The sequence below is a fragment of the Pseudomonas sp. ZL2 genome (assembly GCF_054788455.1).
Map to the genome: position 1 here is coordinate 98,529 of NZ_JBGOGX010000017.1, position 14,904 is coordinate 113,432.

Here is a 14,904-nt window from a genome sequence, read left to right on the forward strand (position 1 = left end):
CTTCCAAAACAGGGGGAAGCGCCATATGACGCCCGCACGCGCCTGAGCAGGCGGTAGCCGGTTACCACCCAGGCGTACTACCAATTGACGAGACGGCACCTGCCAAGGGCCGATTCGCGCCTGCCGTGCGGCTGCTTACCATCGAGCCAGCTGCCTGTCATGCCGACAGGCCCGCAGCGCACATGAGGCCCCCATGATCTACGCACCCCCTGGCACAGCTGATGCCCTGATCAGCTTCAAGGCCGTTTACGGCAACTACATCGGCGGCGAATTCGTGGCCCCGCTGACAGGCCAGTACTTCAGCAACAGCTCGCCGGTCAATGGCCAGGCGATTGCCGAGTTCCCGCGCTCCGGCGCGGCCGACATCGACCTGGCGCTGGATGCCGCCCATGGCGTAGCCGATGCCTGGGGGCGCACGTCCGTGCAGGAGCGCTCGCGAATCCTGTTGAAGATCGCCGATCGCATCGAACAGCACCTTGAAGTGCTGGCCCTGAGTGAAACCTGGGACAACGGCAAGGCCATCCGCGAAACCCTGAATGCCGACGTGCCACTGGCTGCCGATCACTTTCGTTACTTCGCCGGCTGCATCCGCGCCCAGGAAGGCAGTGCCGCCGAGATCAACGAGCACACCGCCGCTTATCACTTCCATGAGCCGCTCGGCGTGGTCGGGCAGATCATCCCCTGGAACTTCCCGTTGCTGATGGCCGCCTGGAAACTCGCCCCGGCCCTGGCCGCGGGCAACTGCGTGGTGCTCAAGCCGGCCGAGCAGACGCCGCTGTCGATTACCGTGTTTGCTGAACTGATCGGTGATCTGTTGCCCGCTGGCGTGCTCAACATCGTCCACGGCTTTGGCCGCGAAGCCGGTGAAGCCCTGGCCACCAGCAAGCGTATCGCCAAGATTGCCTTTACCGGCTCTACCCCGGTGGGCTCGCACATCATGAAATGCGCTGCCGAGAACATCATCCCCTCGACGGTGGAACTGGGCGGCAAGTCGCCGAACATCTTCTTCGAAGACATCATGCAGGCCGAGCCCGCATTCATCGAAAAAGCCGCCGAAGGCCTGGTGCTGGCGTTCTTCAATCAGGGCGAAGTGTGCACCTGCCCATCGCGGGCATTGATCCAGGAGTCGATCTACGAGCCGTTCATGGCCCAGGTCATGAAGAAGATCCAGCAGATTAAACGCGGTAACCCGCTGGACACCGAAACCATGGTCGGTGCCCAGGCCTCCGAGCAGCAATACGACAAGATCCTTTCCTACCTGCAGATCGCCCGCGAAGAGGGCGCCCAGGTACTCACTGGCGGCGATTGCGAACGCTTGAGCGGTGATCTTGCCGGTGGCTATTACATCCAGCCGACCCTGCTCAAGGGCCACAACCAGATGCGCGTGTTCCAGGAAGAAATCTTCGGCCCGGTGGTCGGCGTGACCACGTTCAAGGACGAAGCCGAAGCCCTGGCGATTGCCAACGATACCGAGTTCGGGCTTGGCGCCGGGGTCTGGACCCGCGACATCAACCGCGCCTACCGCATGGGCCGCGGCATTCAGGCCGGGCGGGTGTGGACCAACTGCTACCACCTATACCCGGCCCACGCCGCGTTCGGTGGCTACAAAAAATCCGGGGTCGGCCGCGAGACCCACAAGATGATGCTCGACCACTACCAGCAGACCAAGAACCTGCTGGTGAGTTACGACGTCAATCCGCTGGGGTTCTTCTGAAGGCCCGGATAACCTGAAAGAAACGGTTCCAAAGTAGCATTCGACCGGCACCGGCAACGGTGTATTAATAGAAGCACCGCAATCCTGTGGTGCCAGAAGAGGATGGACCTATGTGGAAAAAGCCTGCGTTCACTGATCTGCGTATCGGTTTTGAAGTGACCATGTACTTCGCCAATCGCTGATCCCTCTTGCGCCGGTCGCTGCTTGCAGCGGTCGGCGCTTCTGTTTCTGCCCGCCGATGGTCTGATTGCAATCGAAGGGGGATGCTTTAGGCTGGCGCTATTACTACAACAAGAATAGAAGCGTCCCATGAGCCCGAAACTGAGCCAGTTGCGCAAGTTCGTCTCCCCGGAAATCATCTTCGGCGCCGGTTGTCGTCACCATGTCGCCAATTACGCCAAGACCTTTGGCGCGCGCAAGGTCCTGCTGGTCAGCGACCCAGGGGTGATCGCCGCCGGCTGGGTGGCTGATATCGAAGCCAGCCTGCAAGAACAGGCCATTGATTACTGCCTGTACACCGAGGTTTCGCCCAACCCTCGGGTTGAAGAGGTCATGGCCGGCGCCGAGCGATACCGTAGCGAACAGTGCGATGTGATCGTCGCGGTCGGTGGCGGCAGCCCCATGGATTGCGCCAAGGGTATCGGCATCGTGGTTGCCCATGGTCGGCACATTCTCGAGTTCGAAGGGGTCGACACCATCCGCGTGCCGAGCCCGCCGTTGATCCTGATCCCGACCACTGCTGGTACCTCCGCCGACGTTTCCCAGTTCGTGATCATCTCCAACCAACAGGAACGCATGAAGTTTTCCATCGTCAGCAAGGCGGTGGTGCCGGATGTGTCGCTGATCGACCCGGAAACTACCCTGAGCATGGACCCGTTCCTCTCCGCCTGTACCGGCATCGACGCGCTGGTGCATGCCATCGAGGCGTTCGTCTCGACCGGCCACGGGCCGCTGACCGACCCCCACGCGCTGGAAGCCATGCGCCTGATCAACGGCAACCTGGTGCAGATGATCGCCAACCCCGCCGACATCGCCCTGCGCGAGAAGATCATGCTCGGCAGCATGCAGGCCGGGCTGGCGTTCTCCAACGCGATTCTTGGTGCGGTGCATGCCATGTCCCATAGCCTGGGCGGCTTTCTCGATTTGCCTCACGGGCTGTGTAATGCGGTGCTGGTCGAGCATGTGGTGGCGTTCAACTACAGCGCCGCACCGGAGCGCTTCAAGGTCATCGCGCAAACCCTCGGTATCGATTGCCGAGGCCTGAGTCACAAGCAGGTCAGCCAGCGCCTGGTCGAGCACCTGATTGCGCTCAAGCATGCCGTGGGCTTTCACGAAACCCTTGGCCTGCATGGCGTCGGTATGACCGACATCCCGTTTTTGTCCCAGCACGCCATGGATGATCCGTGCATCCTGACCAACCCGCGCAGCTCCAGCCAGCGTGATGTCGAGGTGGTGTATGGCGAGGCCCTCTGAACCGGCGGGCGATGCTCTGGCCGGGCTGCTGGGGCTGAGCAACCACACCGTACGCAAGAGCCACTACCCGGAACTGGCGGTGCGCCTTGAAGAGCTGGAGGCCGAGCGCAATCGCTACAAGTGGCTGTTCGAGCATGCGGTGCACGGCATCTTCCAGGCCAGTCTTGAAGATGGCATGCGTGCGGCCAATCCGGCGCTGGCGCGCATGCTGGGTTATGCCGATGCACAGGCACTGGTGTTGTCGCGCAACGACCTGGCCAGCCACTTGTTCGCTGGCGGCCAGGATGAATTGCTGGCCATCGCCCAGGTGCTGCAGCGCGAGCAGGCACTGATCGGCTATGAAACCCGGCTGCGCCGGCGTGACGGCAGCCATATCGACGTGCTGATGAACCTGTTGCTGCGTCCGGACGAAGACGGCGTGGTCGAAGGTTTTGTCGCCGATATCACCGAGCGCAAGCTGGCCCAGGAGCGCCTGCAGCAACTCAATGACCAGCTTGAGCAGCGGGTCGCCGAGCGCACCAACGAACTGATCGAAGCCCGTGACGCCGCCCAGGCCGCCAATCGTAGCAAGGACAAGTACCTGGCAGCGGCCAGCCACGACCTGCTGCAGCCGCTCAACGCGGCGCGGCTATTGATCTCCACCCTGCGCGAGCGCCAGATGCCCGCGGGTGAACAGCAACTGGTGGAGCGTGCACACCAGGCCCTGGAGGGCGCCGAGGACCTGCTCACCGACCTGCTGGATATCTCCCGGCTCGACCAGGCGGCGATCAAGCCGGACCTGGACCTGTACCGCCTGGACGAGGTGCTGGCGCCACTGGCTTCCGAGTTTCAACCGGTGGCTGAAGCGGCCGGGCTCAGTTTGCGTGTGCGCGGTGGTCGGCTCGCCGTGCGTACCGACTTGCGCCTGGTCACGCGAATCCTGCGCAACTTTCTCAGCAATGCCTGCCGCTACACCGAGCATGGGCGCATCCTGCTCGGCGCGCGGCGGCGTGGCGATTACCTGCGCCTGGAAGTCTGGGACAGTGGGCGTGGCATCGCCGCCGACCGTCTGGACTCGATCTTTCTCGAGTTCAACCAACTGGATGTCGGCCGTGCTGCCGAGCGCAAAGGGGTAGGGCTGGGGCTGGCAATTGTCGAGCGGATCGCGCGCATACTCGATTACCCGGTCAAGGTGCGCTCATGGCCGGGGCGCGGCTCGGTGTTCAGCATCGATGTGCCGCTGTCGGGAGAACTGCCGAATGAGCTGCCAGCGTCGACGCTTTCGCAGCCCAGTGTGGGGGATCCGCTGCCTGGGCGGCGGTTGCTGGTGTTGGACAATGAACTCAGCATTCAGCACAGCATGGCAGCCTTGCTTGAGCAGTGGGGGTGCGAAGTGCGCACGGCCAGTGATTACGCCGAGGCCCTGGCGGTGCTCAAGGGGCGGGCACCGGAACTGATCCTGGCCGACTTCCACCTGGATCACGGGGTGACCGGGTGCGAGGTGGTGCGTGACTTGCGCAAACATTTCGGCCAGCCCATCCATGCCGTGATGATTACCGCCGATCGCAGTGAGCAAAGCCGCCGGGCCATGCAACGCCTGGGTACACCATTGCTGAACAAGCCAGTGAAACCGGGCAAGTTGCGTGCGGTGCTGAGTCAATTGCTCGGTTAAGGGGATCTTTGTTACAAGGTTTTTGTCGGAGAATGACCGTTTGTCCCTGGGAAAGCGCCTGCGCTGCGGTTTTTTTGTTATAAACCAGCGCCGGGGGAGAGCCTTTAGCACCTTTTCGGTCAAAACCACTGTCATTTCTGTTGCCCAGTGTGAATCTCGGCCTTAGACTGCCGCCCCCTGTAAATTGAGTGCCGGATGGTGCTTGAAGAATTCCGCTCCTGGCGAGCTATTCGCCAGGAGCACCCGATTCGCCTTAATGCACGTATTTTTTATAGAGAAATCAATGACAAAGGAAAAGTTGCTGGCCATGCCGGCCGATGACTACATGAACGCTGAGCAATTGGCTTTCTTCACCGAGCTGTTGCAGACGATGAAGGTCGAGATCCATGAGCGCATCGAACAAAGTCGTGTAACCATCGAAAGCCTGGACACGCCTGCCGATCCTGCCGACGCCGCCTCGGTCGAAGAAGAGCGCCAGTGGCTGGTCAACACCATCGACCGTGACCAGCGCCTGCTGCCGCAACTGGAAATGGCCCTGGGCCGGATCGCCGACGAGAGCTTCGGCTGGTGTGACGACAGCGGCGAGCCGATCGGCCTCAAGCGCCTGCTGATCAGCCCGACCACCAAGTACTGCATCGAGGCGCAAGAGCGTCAAGAGCAGATCGACAAGCACCAGCGCCAGGCCTGACCTGCGCAGGTCTCAGACAAAACCCCCGGGGAGCGATCTCCGGGGGTTTTGTTTTTCTTGCCCTGTATCAAGGGCGGCGGTCTTACATCCAAGGAAGCATGGCTAATGGCAAGATAGTGGCGTTTAATGGCTGCACAACAAGACGTGCTGCGATGGAGCCAAAACATGATGCGAGAAGGATCTCTGCCTGGCGCCGTGATTGAAGGGCAAACTGCGTCGTCCAGCGTCGCGCCCTGGTCAGACACGGTGTTGCAGAGCCTGGTACTGGCGGGGTTGCTGGCGGCCATGGCTTTTGCCGGGCTTTCGTTTTACATCGGCCTGCCTCTGGCCTTGCTGGCGCTGTGGTTACCACGCCTGCGCAAGGCCACGGTTGCCCCGCAGGTGACCAGTGATCCGCTGGCCGAGCTGACTCGCGACCTGTCACGAACCACCAGCCACAACGCCTTGTCGGCAGCCGGCGTGGCGTTTTCGGTGCAGCAACTGGCAGACAAGCTGCAATCGCAACTGAGCGCGGCAGCACAGATCGTCAGCAGCGCCGAAGTAATGATCGGCACCGAGAAGGCTACCTCGCAGTTGAGCCAGCAAGCCCTGGTGGCTGCCCGCAGCGCCCATGAAAGCAGCGCCGCCGGCCGTACGGTGCTGGCGGAGTCGATCCAGCGCATGCACCACCTGAGTTCGCGGGCTACGGCCAGTCGCGAATTGATCGAGGCTCTGCACCAGCGCAGCGAGGATATTGCCCGGGTCACTCTGGTAATCCAGACCATCGCCAGCCAGACCAACCTGCTGGCCCTCAACGCTGCGATCGAGGCAGCCAGGGCCGGTGATCACGGTCGAGGTTTTGCCGTGGTTGCCGATGAGGTGCGTGGCCTTGCCGGGCGCACCGCCAGCGCCACTGAGGAGGTCGGCCAGATGGTTGCCGACATCCAGCACCGTACGGCGCAGGTGGTCGAGCAGATCCGCGAGCTGTCGGATGACCTGCACAGCGGCGTGGATCAGGTCGAGCATACCGGGGAACAACTGGACAGCATTGCCGGGCTGGCCGCCGGGGTCGAGCAGCAGATTGGCGAGATTGCCGAGGGCACCGAAACCAATCGGGTGCAACTGGACAGCCTGTTCGAGGCGGTGGCCCGGATGCGCAGCGACCTGCAGGTCAGCGACCAGCAAACCCAGCGCCTGGCCCAGGCAGCCGTGCAGCTGGAAGGGCAGGCCGAAAGCATCAGCGAGCGCCTGGCCGAGGTCGGCCTGGATGACTATCACCAGCGCGTTTATGACCTGGCCCGCCAAGGCGCACAGCAGATCGCCGAACAGTTCGAGCACGATATCGCCCAAGGCCGTATCAGCCTTGAAGACTTGTTCGACCGCCATTACCAGCAACTGCCAGGCACTTCACCGGTACGTTTCCGCACGCGCTTCGACCAGTACACCGACCAGGTCCTGCCAGCGATCCAGGAGCCGCTGCTCAAGCCTCATGAAGGCCTGGTGTTCGCCATTGCCTGCACCCAGCAAGGCTATGTGCCTACTCACAACAATGCCTTCAATCAGCCGTTGACCGGGGACCCGGTGGTGGACACCGCGCACAACCGCAGCAAGCGCAAGTTTGATGATCGCACCGGCATTCGTTGCGGTAGTCATCAACAGGCGGTCTTGTTGCAAACCTATACCCGCGACACCGGCGAGCTGATGCACGACTTGTCGGTGCCGATCCAGGTGCAGGGACGGCATTGGGGTGGTTTGCGCCTGGGCTATCGGCCGCAAGCGGATTAACGGGGCTTTGTTACCGCCGATGTAAAACAGCTATGCCGGGGATAGCTTTTTCTGCAGGCACGCAGGTTCTATCATGCTCACATCGTTAGGTTGCTAATAAATTCCGGAGGGAATGATGAATAGCCAAGTCGATGTTGCGGTGATGATCGGCAGCGGCGTGCCTGCGTCGCTTCAGGCATTGGGCAAGCGCGTGTGCTGGGTAGTGCTGGTTAATGGCGAGCGACGTGGCACTGCTTTTGCCAGCCGCACTGAGGCCCAGGAGTGTCGTGCAGCCTGGCTGGAGCAGTTGCGGGACACCGACCGGCCCGGCGCTGCGCGTCAGGCCGGTTGAACCTGGGCCTGAGTCAGTTTTCCAGGTGACGGGCCAGGGCACAGGCTTCGGTATGCTCACGGCGAAAGCCCCTGACCCGCCCGGTGGCCTGTTCGGTGATATGAAAGAACCCGATACCGGCCGGTATTACGACAAAGCGCGGTGGCCTGTTGAACGATTGAGCAGCATATTCTATGTAGGAAACGCCCTTAGGCTCTCGACGGAATTCGGTGTTTTCGTGCATATTCGCTTCCCTGTGTGTTGTGGATGATTTCCAGGAGCCCGTCCTGCTGAAGGGCTTGATCTCATCTATCGCACTTTTGTTGCGATAGTGCTGTCAGAAAAAGCGTCTCCGTTTAAGGAAATTAGCTGAAAATTGGCAAACTGGCTTAAGCCTGCAGTAATGGGTAACCATTCCTGCGCGTTGCTTTGCCAGTCTGCACAGACTTTTCAAGCACCAATCCACTAGTCTTTCAGACTTCGAATTGAAGTACCGTTGCCTTGCGGGCGCCTTGTTGCCTGCCGGGGGAGCGGCGTGTAATCGGTATTTGAGGAATTCTTCATTGGCAGTCAGCAATCTGGATACACATGCCCTGTTTGTGCTGGGCGACCTCAGGGCGAAACTGGTCAAACAGTTTCAAACGCGTTTTGTTTATGTCACTGAACAGAGCGCGGAAGGCCTGTACATGGCCGAGATCGATACTGAAACCGCATTGGTGGTGGATGACAAACAGCGACTGGAGCTCAAGGTCGGCGATCATTTTCGTGCCGCCGTATTGCCCAGCCGTGAAGGTGGCAAGCTGGAAATCCGCTTTCGTGAGATCAAGCTGACCGTGTATGGCCTGGGTGACTATGCCTTTGTTTCTGTTCCTGAAGGCGAAGGTATCGTCTTTAAAGAAGGGCAGAGCGTGGTGCTGGTGTTTGCCGCGAAAGAGCAGCTGCAGGAAGGCCTGAGCAAGACTCTCAAAGCCGTGACTCGCAAGGTTGCCAAGTGGCAGAAGGGTGAGCTGACCACCTTCAAGGCCAGCGAGTGAGTGAGCCCGTCGAACGCTCCAGTCGTGCCGACTTTCATGTTCGGCACCAGGCGCAAGCACGGGCCCTGGCCGAGCAGTGGCTATTGCAACGCCCACAGATGCAGGCCGCCTGGTTCGACTGGGTCGCAACCCAGCTTTATCAATTGAGCCCGCCCGAGTATGCGGCCATGGTCCGCCGTGAGCTGCAACAACTCACGGGTTGATCTCAGTTGCCGCGATCGCGCCCGCTGCTGACTTCTTCAGGTACTTCATCACCGGCCATGCGCTTGCGAAACAGCGCCGCGCGGGCCAGCAGCAGGGTGGTGACCGGTACGGTGATCGACAGCAGGATCGGAATCAGCCAGGCGTGCAGTACCGGTGACTCCTTGAGTATCGAGAAGTACAGGATCGAGGCCAGTGCCACGCACCAGGCGCCCAGGGTCGAGGCCAGTGCTGGCGGATGCATGCGCTGAAAAAAGTCCTTCAGGCGAATCAGGCCGACGGCGCCGCTCAGGGCGAACAGGCTGCTCAGCAGCAGCAACACGGCGACCAGCACCTCTACCCAGAACGGCAGTTCATTGGCATTGATCATTCGATTACCTCGCCACGCAGGAGGAATTTGGCCAGGGCGAAGGAGCCGACAAAGCCGAACAGCGCGATCAGTAGCGCCCCCTCGAAGTAGGTGTCACTGGCATAGCGGATGCCCAGTACCAGCATCATCAGCATGGCCAGGATATACAGGTAGTCCAGCGCCAATACCCGGTCCTGGGCCGAAGGGCCACGGAACAGACGTACCAGGGTCAGGGCCATGGCCAGGGCGAAGATGAACAGGCTGGCGAGAATGGCATTGGCAAGCAGGCCAGTCATTCGAAGATCTCCATCAGCGGGCGTTCATAGGTGTGCTTGAAGTGCTCGATGAACCGGGTCTCATCGTCCAGATCGAACACGTGCAGCAAGAGGATGCTGCGGTCCAGGGCCAATTCCGACCAGATGGTGCCAGGGATCACCGTGGTGATCATCGACAGTGCGGCCAGGCCGTGGGCATCGCGCAGTTCCAGGGGGATATGCACGAACTGCGAGCGCGGCGGACGGCGCTTGGCCGACCATACGCCGCGGGCAACTTGCAGGTTGGACACCAGCACGTCGGCGCCGACCCGCAGGATCAGGCGCGCGATGGTGCCCGGGCGGCGGATGCGGATCGGAAGGGGGCGCAGCGGCGCCATCAGCAGCGGCGCAACGAAGCCCAGCAGGGCGCCCAGCAGCAGATTGCCGGGGCTGACCGACAGGTTCAGCACCAGCCACAGCAACCACAGCGACAGAGACAGTAGTGGGGCGGGGAACAAGCGCTTCATGGCTGCACCTCGGTACTCGCAGCCAGGGTGGTTGGTCCAGGGATGGGGCGGGTGCCGAGCACGGCGCTGACGTATTGCTCAGGGTCCTGCAGGCTGGCAGCGGTGTCCTGGGTGTAACGCAGCAATGGCTCGGCACGCAGGCTGAGCACGACGCACAAGCCCAACAGTGCCACGATGGGTATGCATTCATAACGGCGCAGCAGCGGCGATGGGCGTTCCTGTGGTGTCCAGAAGCGCTGGATGCCAACGCGGGTCAGGGCAATCAGCGAGGCCATGCCGGACAACACCAGCAACGCCACCAATATCCAGCCCTCGACGCTCAGCGGCTGCTCCGGCGTTACGCCCAGGCCTTGTGGGTTGAACAGCGCACTGATCAGGCTGAGTTTACCGATAAAGCCCGACAGCGGCGGCATGCCGATGATCAGCAGGGCGCAGGCGATGAAGCTCAAGCCCAGGAAGGCCATGGTCCAGGGGATCACCTGGCCGATCACTGCCTTTTGCTCGTCATCGAGGTTGATGCCTTTGGGGGGGTGCAGCGTTTCTACCGGCGAAGGCAGGCCGTCGCCGTCATCGTCCAGGGGGATCTCGTTGGCCGAGCGCGAACGTTCGATCAGTTCGGCCAGCAGGAACAGCGCACACAGTGCCAGGGTCGAGCTGACCAGGTAGAACAGCGCCGCGGCGGTCAGGGCTGCCTGGCCGAAGCCGATCGCCGCCAGCAGGGTGCCGGCCGAGACCAGGATGCTCAGGCTGGCCATGCGCTCCAGGCGCTGCGCCGCCAGTATCGACACCGCTGCGCAACCCAGGGTGGCCAGGCCGCCATAGATCAACCAATCGCCTCCAAAGAACGCCGAAGCACCGGCCTGGCCGGAGAACAGCAACGTCCACAGGCGCAGCACGGTGTAGAAGCCGACCTTGGTCATGATCGCGAACAGCGCGGCCACCGGTGCGCTGGCCGAGGAGTAGGCCGGCACCAGCCAGAAGTTCAATGGCCAGATCCCGGCCTTGGCCAGGAATGCCGTGGCCAGGATCGCCGCGCCGGCGTGCAGCAGGCCGCGATCGGCCTCCGGTACCAACGGGATTTTCAGGGCCAGGTCAGCCATGTTCAGGGTGCCGGTCACGCCGTAGAGCATCGCCGCGCCAATCAGGAACAATGACGAGGCCAGCAGGTTGATGGCGATGTAGTGCAAGCCGGCCTTGACCCGTGCGCGCCCCGAGCCATGCAGGATCAGGCCGTAGGAGGCAGCCAGCAGCACTTCAAAGAACACGAACAGGTTGAACAGGTCGGCGGTGAGAAACGCGCCATACAGGCCCATCAACTGGATCTGGAACAGGGCGTGGAAGCTGGCGCCGGCGCGGTCCCAACGGGCCATGGCGAACACCAGGGCGCTGACCCCGACGATGCCGGTCAGCACCAGCATCAAGGCTGAAAGGCGGTCGACCACCAGCACGATACCGAATGGCGCCGGCCAGTTGCCGGGCAGGTACACGCCAATCGAGCTGGCTTGCCCTTGGCACTGCACCCATAGCAGCAGGGTGATGGCGATGCCCAGCCCGAGCAGGCTGGAGATCAGGTTGATACGCGCCTTGAGCGGCCGGCGTTTTTCCCCGAGCAGCAGCATCAGCGCTGCGGTCAGCAGCGGCAGCAGGATGGGTGCGACGATCAGTTGGTTCATCGAACTCATTCGTTAGGCTCCCGGCCATCGACATGGTCGGTTCCGGTCAGGCCGCGGGAGGCCAGCAGCACCACCAGGAACAGCGCGGTCATGGCGAAGCTGATGACGATCGCGGTGAGAACCAGGGCCTGAGGCAGCGGATCGGTGTAGTTGAGCAGGTCCTGGGGCACACCGTCCTTGATGATCGGCTCCTTGCCGATGAACAGGCTGCCCATGCTGAAGATGAACAGGTTGACCCCGTACGACAGCAGGCACAGGCCCATCACCACCTGGAAGGTCCGTGGCCGCAGGATCAGCCAGACCCCGGAGGCGGCGAGCACACCAATGGCGATTGCAATGACTTCTTCCATCAGGCGGCTCCTGCTTGAGTGGGTTTCTGTTGGCTGCCCGGGCGATGACCGCGCACCGACTGGTGGGCCAGCGCGGTGAGGATCAGCAGGGTCGAGCCGACCACCACGGTGAACACGCCGATATCGAAGAACAGCGCACTGGCCAGGTGGGTGTCACCCAGCAACGGCAAGTGCAGGTGCGCGGTATGGGTGGTCAGGAACGGGTAGCCCAGCAGCATCGCCCCGACCCCGGTCAGGGTGGCGCAGAGCAGGCCGGTGCCCATCCAGCGCAGAGGCCGCAGGCTCATCTGTGCCTCGACCCACTGGGTGCCGGCCACCATGTACTGAAGGATGAACGCCACCGACATCACCAGCCCGGCAACGAAGCCGCCGCCTGGCTGGTTGTGGCCGCGCATGAACAGGTACATCGACACCACCAGGGCGATCGGCAGCAGCAGGCGCACCAGTGCCGCCGGCACCATCATGAAGCCCAGCGCGGTATCAGCCGCGTGGCGCGGGTTGACCAGGTCGGTGACTACGTCAGGTGCCAGCAGGCGCTGCTGGGCCGGCAGCTGCATGCTCTCCTTGGGCGGACGGAAGCGCCGCAGCAGGGCAAACACCGCCAGGGCCACGGCCACCAGCACGGTGATCTCGCCCAGGGTATCGAAGCCGCGGAAGTCCACCAGCATGACGTTGACCACGTTGCTGCCGCCACCTTCAGGCAAGGCCCGGCTCAGGTAGAACGAGGAGATGTCGTTGGGGGTCGGGCGGGTCAGCATGGCATAGGACAGCAGCGCCATGCCGCCACCCACGCCGACCGCCAGCAGCAGGTCGCGCAGGCGGCGCAGGCGGGCGCGTTCCTGGGTGCCCGGCAGCGGCGAGACGCCCTCGATCCGCCGTGGCAGCCAACGCAGACCGAGCAAAATCAGTACCGTAGTGACCACCTCGACCACCAGTTGGGTCAGGGCCAGGTCCGGCGCCGAGAACCAGACGAAGGTGATGCAGGTCATCAGGCCGCAAACACTGACCATGGTCAGGGCCGCCAGCCGGTGATACTTGGCCTGCCAGGCAGCGCCCAGGGCGCAGGCAATGGCGATCAGCCAGAGCATGACGAACACCCCGGAACCGGGAATCTTCGGCCGGTCACCCCAGGTCAGGCCACTGTGCAGCATCGGCAGCAGGCCGGCCAGCAGGGCGATCAGCACCAGCATGAACAACTGCTTCTGCAGGCGGCGGGTGGTGAATATCCGCTCGACGCGCCGGGCGGTGCGCATGATCAGCACCTGGCCGTGCTCGAACAGGCGCTTGCCATTGAATCGCTCGATCAGCGGCGGCGACGGGAAACGCCCGAGCTTGAGCTGATTGCGCAACAGCAGATAGAGCACGATGCCACCGCTCATGGCGATCAGGCTCATGATCAGCGGGGCGTTCCAGCCGTGCCAGATCGCCAGGCTGTACTCGGGCAGGGTGCCGCCCACCACCGGCAATGCGGCGGCGGCCAGCAGCGGGCCGACCGATTGCGCCGGGAAGATGCCGACCACCAGGCAGGTCATTACCAGCAACTCGACCGGTGCGCGCATCCAGCGCGGCGGTTCGTGAGGCGTATGCGGCAGGTCGGTGGCCGGCGGGCCGAAGAACACATCGACGGTAAAGCGCAACGCATAGGCGACGCTGAAGGTACCGGCAAGGGTGGCAATGACCGGCAAGGCCGCTTCGACCCAGGCGGTGGAGCTGATGAACACGGTTTCGGCGAAGAACATCTCTTTGGACAGGAAGCCGTTCATCAACGGTACCCCGGCCATCGAGGCGCTGGCCACCATGGCCAGGGTTGCGGTGAAGGGTATGAGCCGGAACAGACCGCTGAGACGGCGAATGTCACGGGTGCCGCTTTCGTGGTCGATGATCCCCGCGGCCATGAACAGCGAGGCCTTGAAGGTGGCGTGGTTGAGGATGTGAAAGACCGCCGCGACCGCTGCCAGCGGGCTGTTCAGGCCCAGCAGCAGGGTAATCAGGCCCAGGTGGCTGATGGTCGAGTAGGCCAGCAGGCCCTTGAGGTCGTTCTGGAACATCGCCGCGAAGGCACCGAGCACCAGGGTGGCGGCGCCGGCGCCGCTGACGATCCAGAACCATTCTTCGGTGCCGGAGAGCGATGGCCATAGTCGCGCCAGCAGGAACACCCCGGCCTTGACCATGGTCGCCGAGTGCAGGTAAGCCGAAACCGGAGTAGGCGCCGCCATTGCATGGGGCAGCCAGAAGTGGAAAGGGAACTGCGCGCTTTTGCTCAACGCGCCAAGCAGGATCAGGGGTAACAGGACGGGATACAGGGCATGGTTGCGAATCTGCTCACCGGCAGCGAGGACCTTGTCCAGGTCGTAGCTGCCGACCACATGGCCGAGCAGCAATACCCCCGCCAGCAGGCATAGCCCACCCGCTCCGGTAACCATCAGGGCCATGTAGGCACCGCGTCGGGCATCGGCGCGGTGGTGCCAGTAGCCGATCAGCAGGAACGAGAACAGGCTGGTCAGTTCCCAGAAGAACACTATCTGGATCAGGTTGCCGGAGATCACCAGGCCGAGCATGGCGCCCATGAACGCCAGGAAGAAGGCAAAGAAGCGCGGCACCGGGTCTTGCGGGGACATGTAGTAGCGCGCATACAGCGACACCAGGGTGCCGATGCCCAGCACCAATAAAGAGAACAGCCAGGCGAAGCCGTCCATGCGCAGGACCAGGTTCAGGCCCAGGCTCGGCAGCCACAGGAATTCTTCACGGATCACGCCGCCATGGGCGATCTGCGGGTACATCAAAGCGACCTGAACGGTGCCCACCAGGGCGACCAGTCCGGCCAGCAGCGATTCGCTGTTGCGTGCGTTGTGCGGCAAGACAGCCGCCAGGCAGCTGCCGACAAACGGCAGAAGCAGTAGCACTATCAAGGACATA

General features: G+C 62.6%; 16 protein-coding genes. 9 read left to right on the top strand and 7 right to left on the bottom strand.

The annotated features are described in order from the left end of the window. Positions 1-193: 193 nt before the first annotated feature. The 7 genes from exaC (at position 194) to ABM562_RS14510 (ending at position 7,621) form a co-directional block, all read left to right on the top strand. Positions 194-1,714 (top strand): acetaldehyde dehydrogenase ExaC, encoded by a 1,521-nt coding sequence (exaC, locus tag ABM562_RS14480; protein ID WP_115087879.1) that lies wholly within the window; start codon positions 194-196, stop codon positions 1,712-1,714. 110 nt (positions 1,715-1,824) lie between these two features. Next, a complete protein-coding gene (gene pqqA / locus ABM562_RS14485; RefSeq protein ID WP_009394664.1) occupies positions 1,825-1,896 on the top strand; it encodes a pyrroloquinoline quinone precursor peptide PqqA in 72 nt (23 codons plus the stop codon). A gap of 127 nt (positions 1,897-2,023) precedes the next feature. Beyond that, on the top strand, positions 2,024-3,187 hold the full coding sequence (gene ercA, locus ABM562_RS14490) for an alcohol dehydrogenase-like regulatory protein ErcA (protein WP_115087878.1): 1,164 nt from the start codon (positions 2,024-2,026) through the stop codon (positions 3,185-3,187). Further along, on the top strand, positions 3,171-4,838 hold the full coding sequence (locus tag ABM562_RS14495; RefSeq protein WP_115087877.1) for a PAS domain-containing hybrid sensor histidine kinase/response regulator: 1,668 nt from the start codon (positions 3,171-3,173) through the stop codon (positions 4,836-4,838). Before ercA ends, ABM562_RS14495 begins: the two co-directional genes overlap by 17 nt. A gap of 283 nt (positions 4,839-5,121) precedes the next feature. After that, positions 5,122-5,526: a TraR/DksA family transcriptional regulator gene (locus ABM562_RS14500; RefSeq protein ID WP_115087876.1), complete on the top strand. Its 405-nt coding sequence runs from the start codon at positions 5,122-5,124 to the stop codon at positions 5,524-5,526. 543 nt (positions 5,527-6,069) lie between these two features. Then, the gene (locus tag ABM562_RS14505) at positions 6,070-7,290 is read left to right on the top strand and encodes a methyl-accepting chemotaxis protein (protein ID WP_460422434.1); all 1,221 of its coding nucleotides are present in this window, start codon (positions 6,070-6,072) and stop codon (positions 7,288-7,290) included. Positions 7,291-7,405: 115 nt separating this feature from the next. Then, positions 7,406-7,621 (top strand): hypothetical protein, encoded by a 216-nt coding sequence (locus tag ABM562_RS14510; RefSeq protein WP_115087874.1) that lies wholly within the window; start codon positions 7,406-7,408, stop codon positions 7,619-7,621. A gap of 13 nt (positions 7,622-7,634) precedes the next feature. Here the strand turns inward: ABM562_RS14510 and ABM562_RS14515 are convergent, their stop codons facing one another. Next, complete coding sequence (locus ABM562_RS14515) at positions 7,635-7,844, bottom strand: hypothetical protein (protein WP_115087873.1); 210 nt, start codon at positions 7,842-7,844, stop codon at positions 7,635-7,637. Between the two features lie 319 nt (positions 7,845-8,163). Here ABM562_RS14515 and ABM562_RS14520 point away from each other — a divergent pair, with 319 nt between their 5' ends. Together ABM562_RS14520 and ABM562_RS14525 are read left to right on the top strand one after the other, a co-directional pair. Beyond that, positions 8,164-8,634 carry a hypothetical protein gene (locus ABM562_RS14520; RefSeq protein ID WP_115087872.1) on the top strand — a complete coding sequence of 157 codons (471 nt, stop codon included), beginning with the start codon at positions 8,164-8,166 and terminating at the stop codon, positions 8,632-8,634. After that, positions 8,631-8,837, top strand: a complete 207-nt coding sequence (locus ABM562_RS14525) for a hypothetical protein (RefSeq protein ID WP_115087871.1) — start codon at positions 8,631-8,633, stop codon at positions 8,835-8,837. The genes ABM562_RS14520 and ABM562_RS14525 overlap by 4 nt, the downstream gene beginning before the upstream one ends. Before the next feature lie 2 nt (positions 8,838-8,839). Here the strand turns inward: ABM562_RS14525 and ABM562_RS14530 are convergent, their stop codons facing one another. The 6 genes from ABM562_RS14530 to ABM562_RS14555 are packed head-to-tail and all read right to left on the bottom strand — an operon-like array spanning position 8,840 to position 14,903. Further along, positions 8,840-9,205 carry a Na+/H+ antiporter subunit G gene (locus ABM562_RS14530; RefSeq protein ID WP_115087870.1) on the bottom strand — a complete coding sequence of 122 codons (366 nt, stop codon included), beginning with the start codon at positions 9,203-9,205 and terminating at the stop codon, positions 8,840-8,842. Continuing rightward, positions 9,202-9,480: a K+/H+ antiporter subunit F gene (locus tag ABM562_RS14535; protein WP_010224304.1), complete on the bottom strand. Its 279-nt coding sequence runs from the start codon at positions 9,478-9,480 to the stop codon at positions 9,202-9,204. The genes ABM562_RS14530 and ABM562_RS14535 overlap by 4 nt, the downstream gene beginning before the upstream one ends. After that, positions 9,477-9,965 carry a Na+/H+ antiporter subunit E gene (locus ABM562_RS14540; RefSeq protein WP_115087869.1) on the bottom strand — a complete coding sequence of 163 codons (489 nt, stop codon included), beginning with the start codon at positions 9,963-9,965 and terminating at the stop codon, positions 9,477-9,479. The genes ABM562_RS14535 and ABM562_RS14540 overlap by 4 nt, the downstream gene beginning before the upstream one ends. Beyond that, a complete protein-coding gene (locus tag ABM562_RS14545) occupies positions 9,962-11,647 on the bottom strand; it encodes a monovalent cation/H+ antiporter subunit D (RefSeq protein WP_460422422.1) in 1,686 nt (561 codons plus the stop codon). Before ABM562_RS14545 ends, ABM562_RS14540 begins: the two co-directional genes overlap by 4 nt. After that, complete coding sequence (locus ABM562_RS14550) at positions 11,644-11,988, bottom strand: Na+/H+ antiporter subunit C (protein ID WP_010224297.1); 345 nt, start codon at positions 11,986-11,988, stop codon at positions 11,644-11,646. Before ABM562_RS14550 ends, ABM562_RS14545 begins: the two co-directional genes overlap by 4 nt. Next, complete coding sequence (locus ABM562_RS14555; protein WP_115087867.1) at positions 11,988-14,903, bottom strand: monovalent cation/H+ antiporter subunit A; 2,916 nt, start codon at positions 14,901-14,903, stop codon at positions 11,988-11,990. The genes ABM562_RS14550 and ABM562_RS14555 overlap by 1 nt, the downstream gene beginning before the upstream one ends. Position 14,904: the final 1 nt, after the last annotated feature.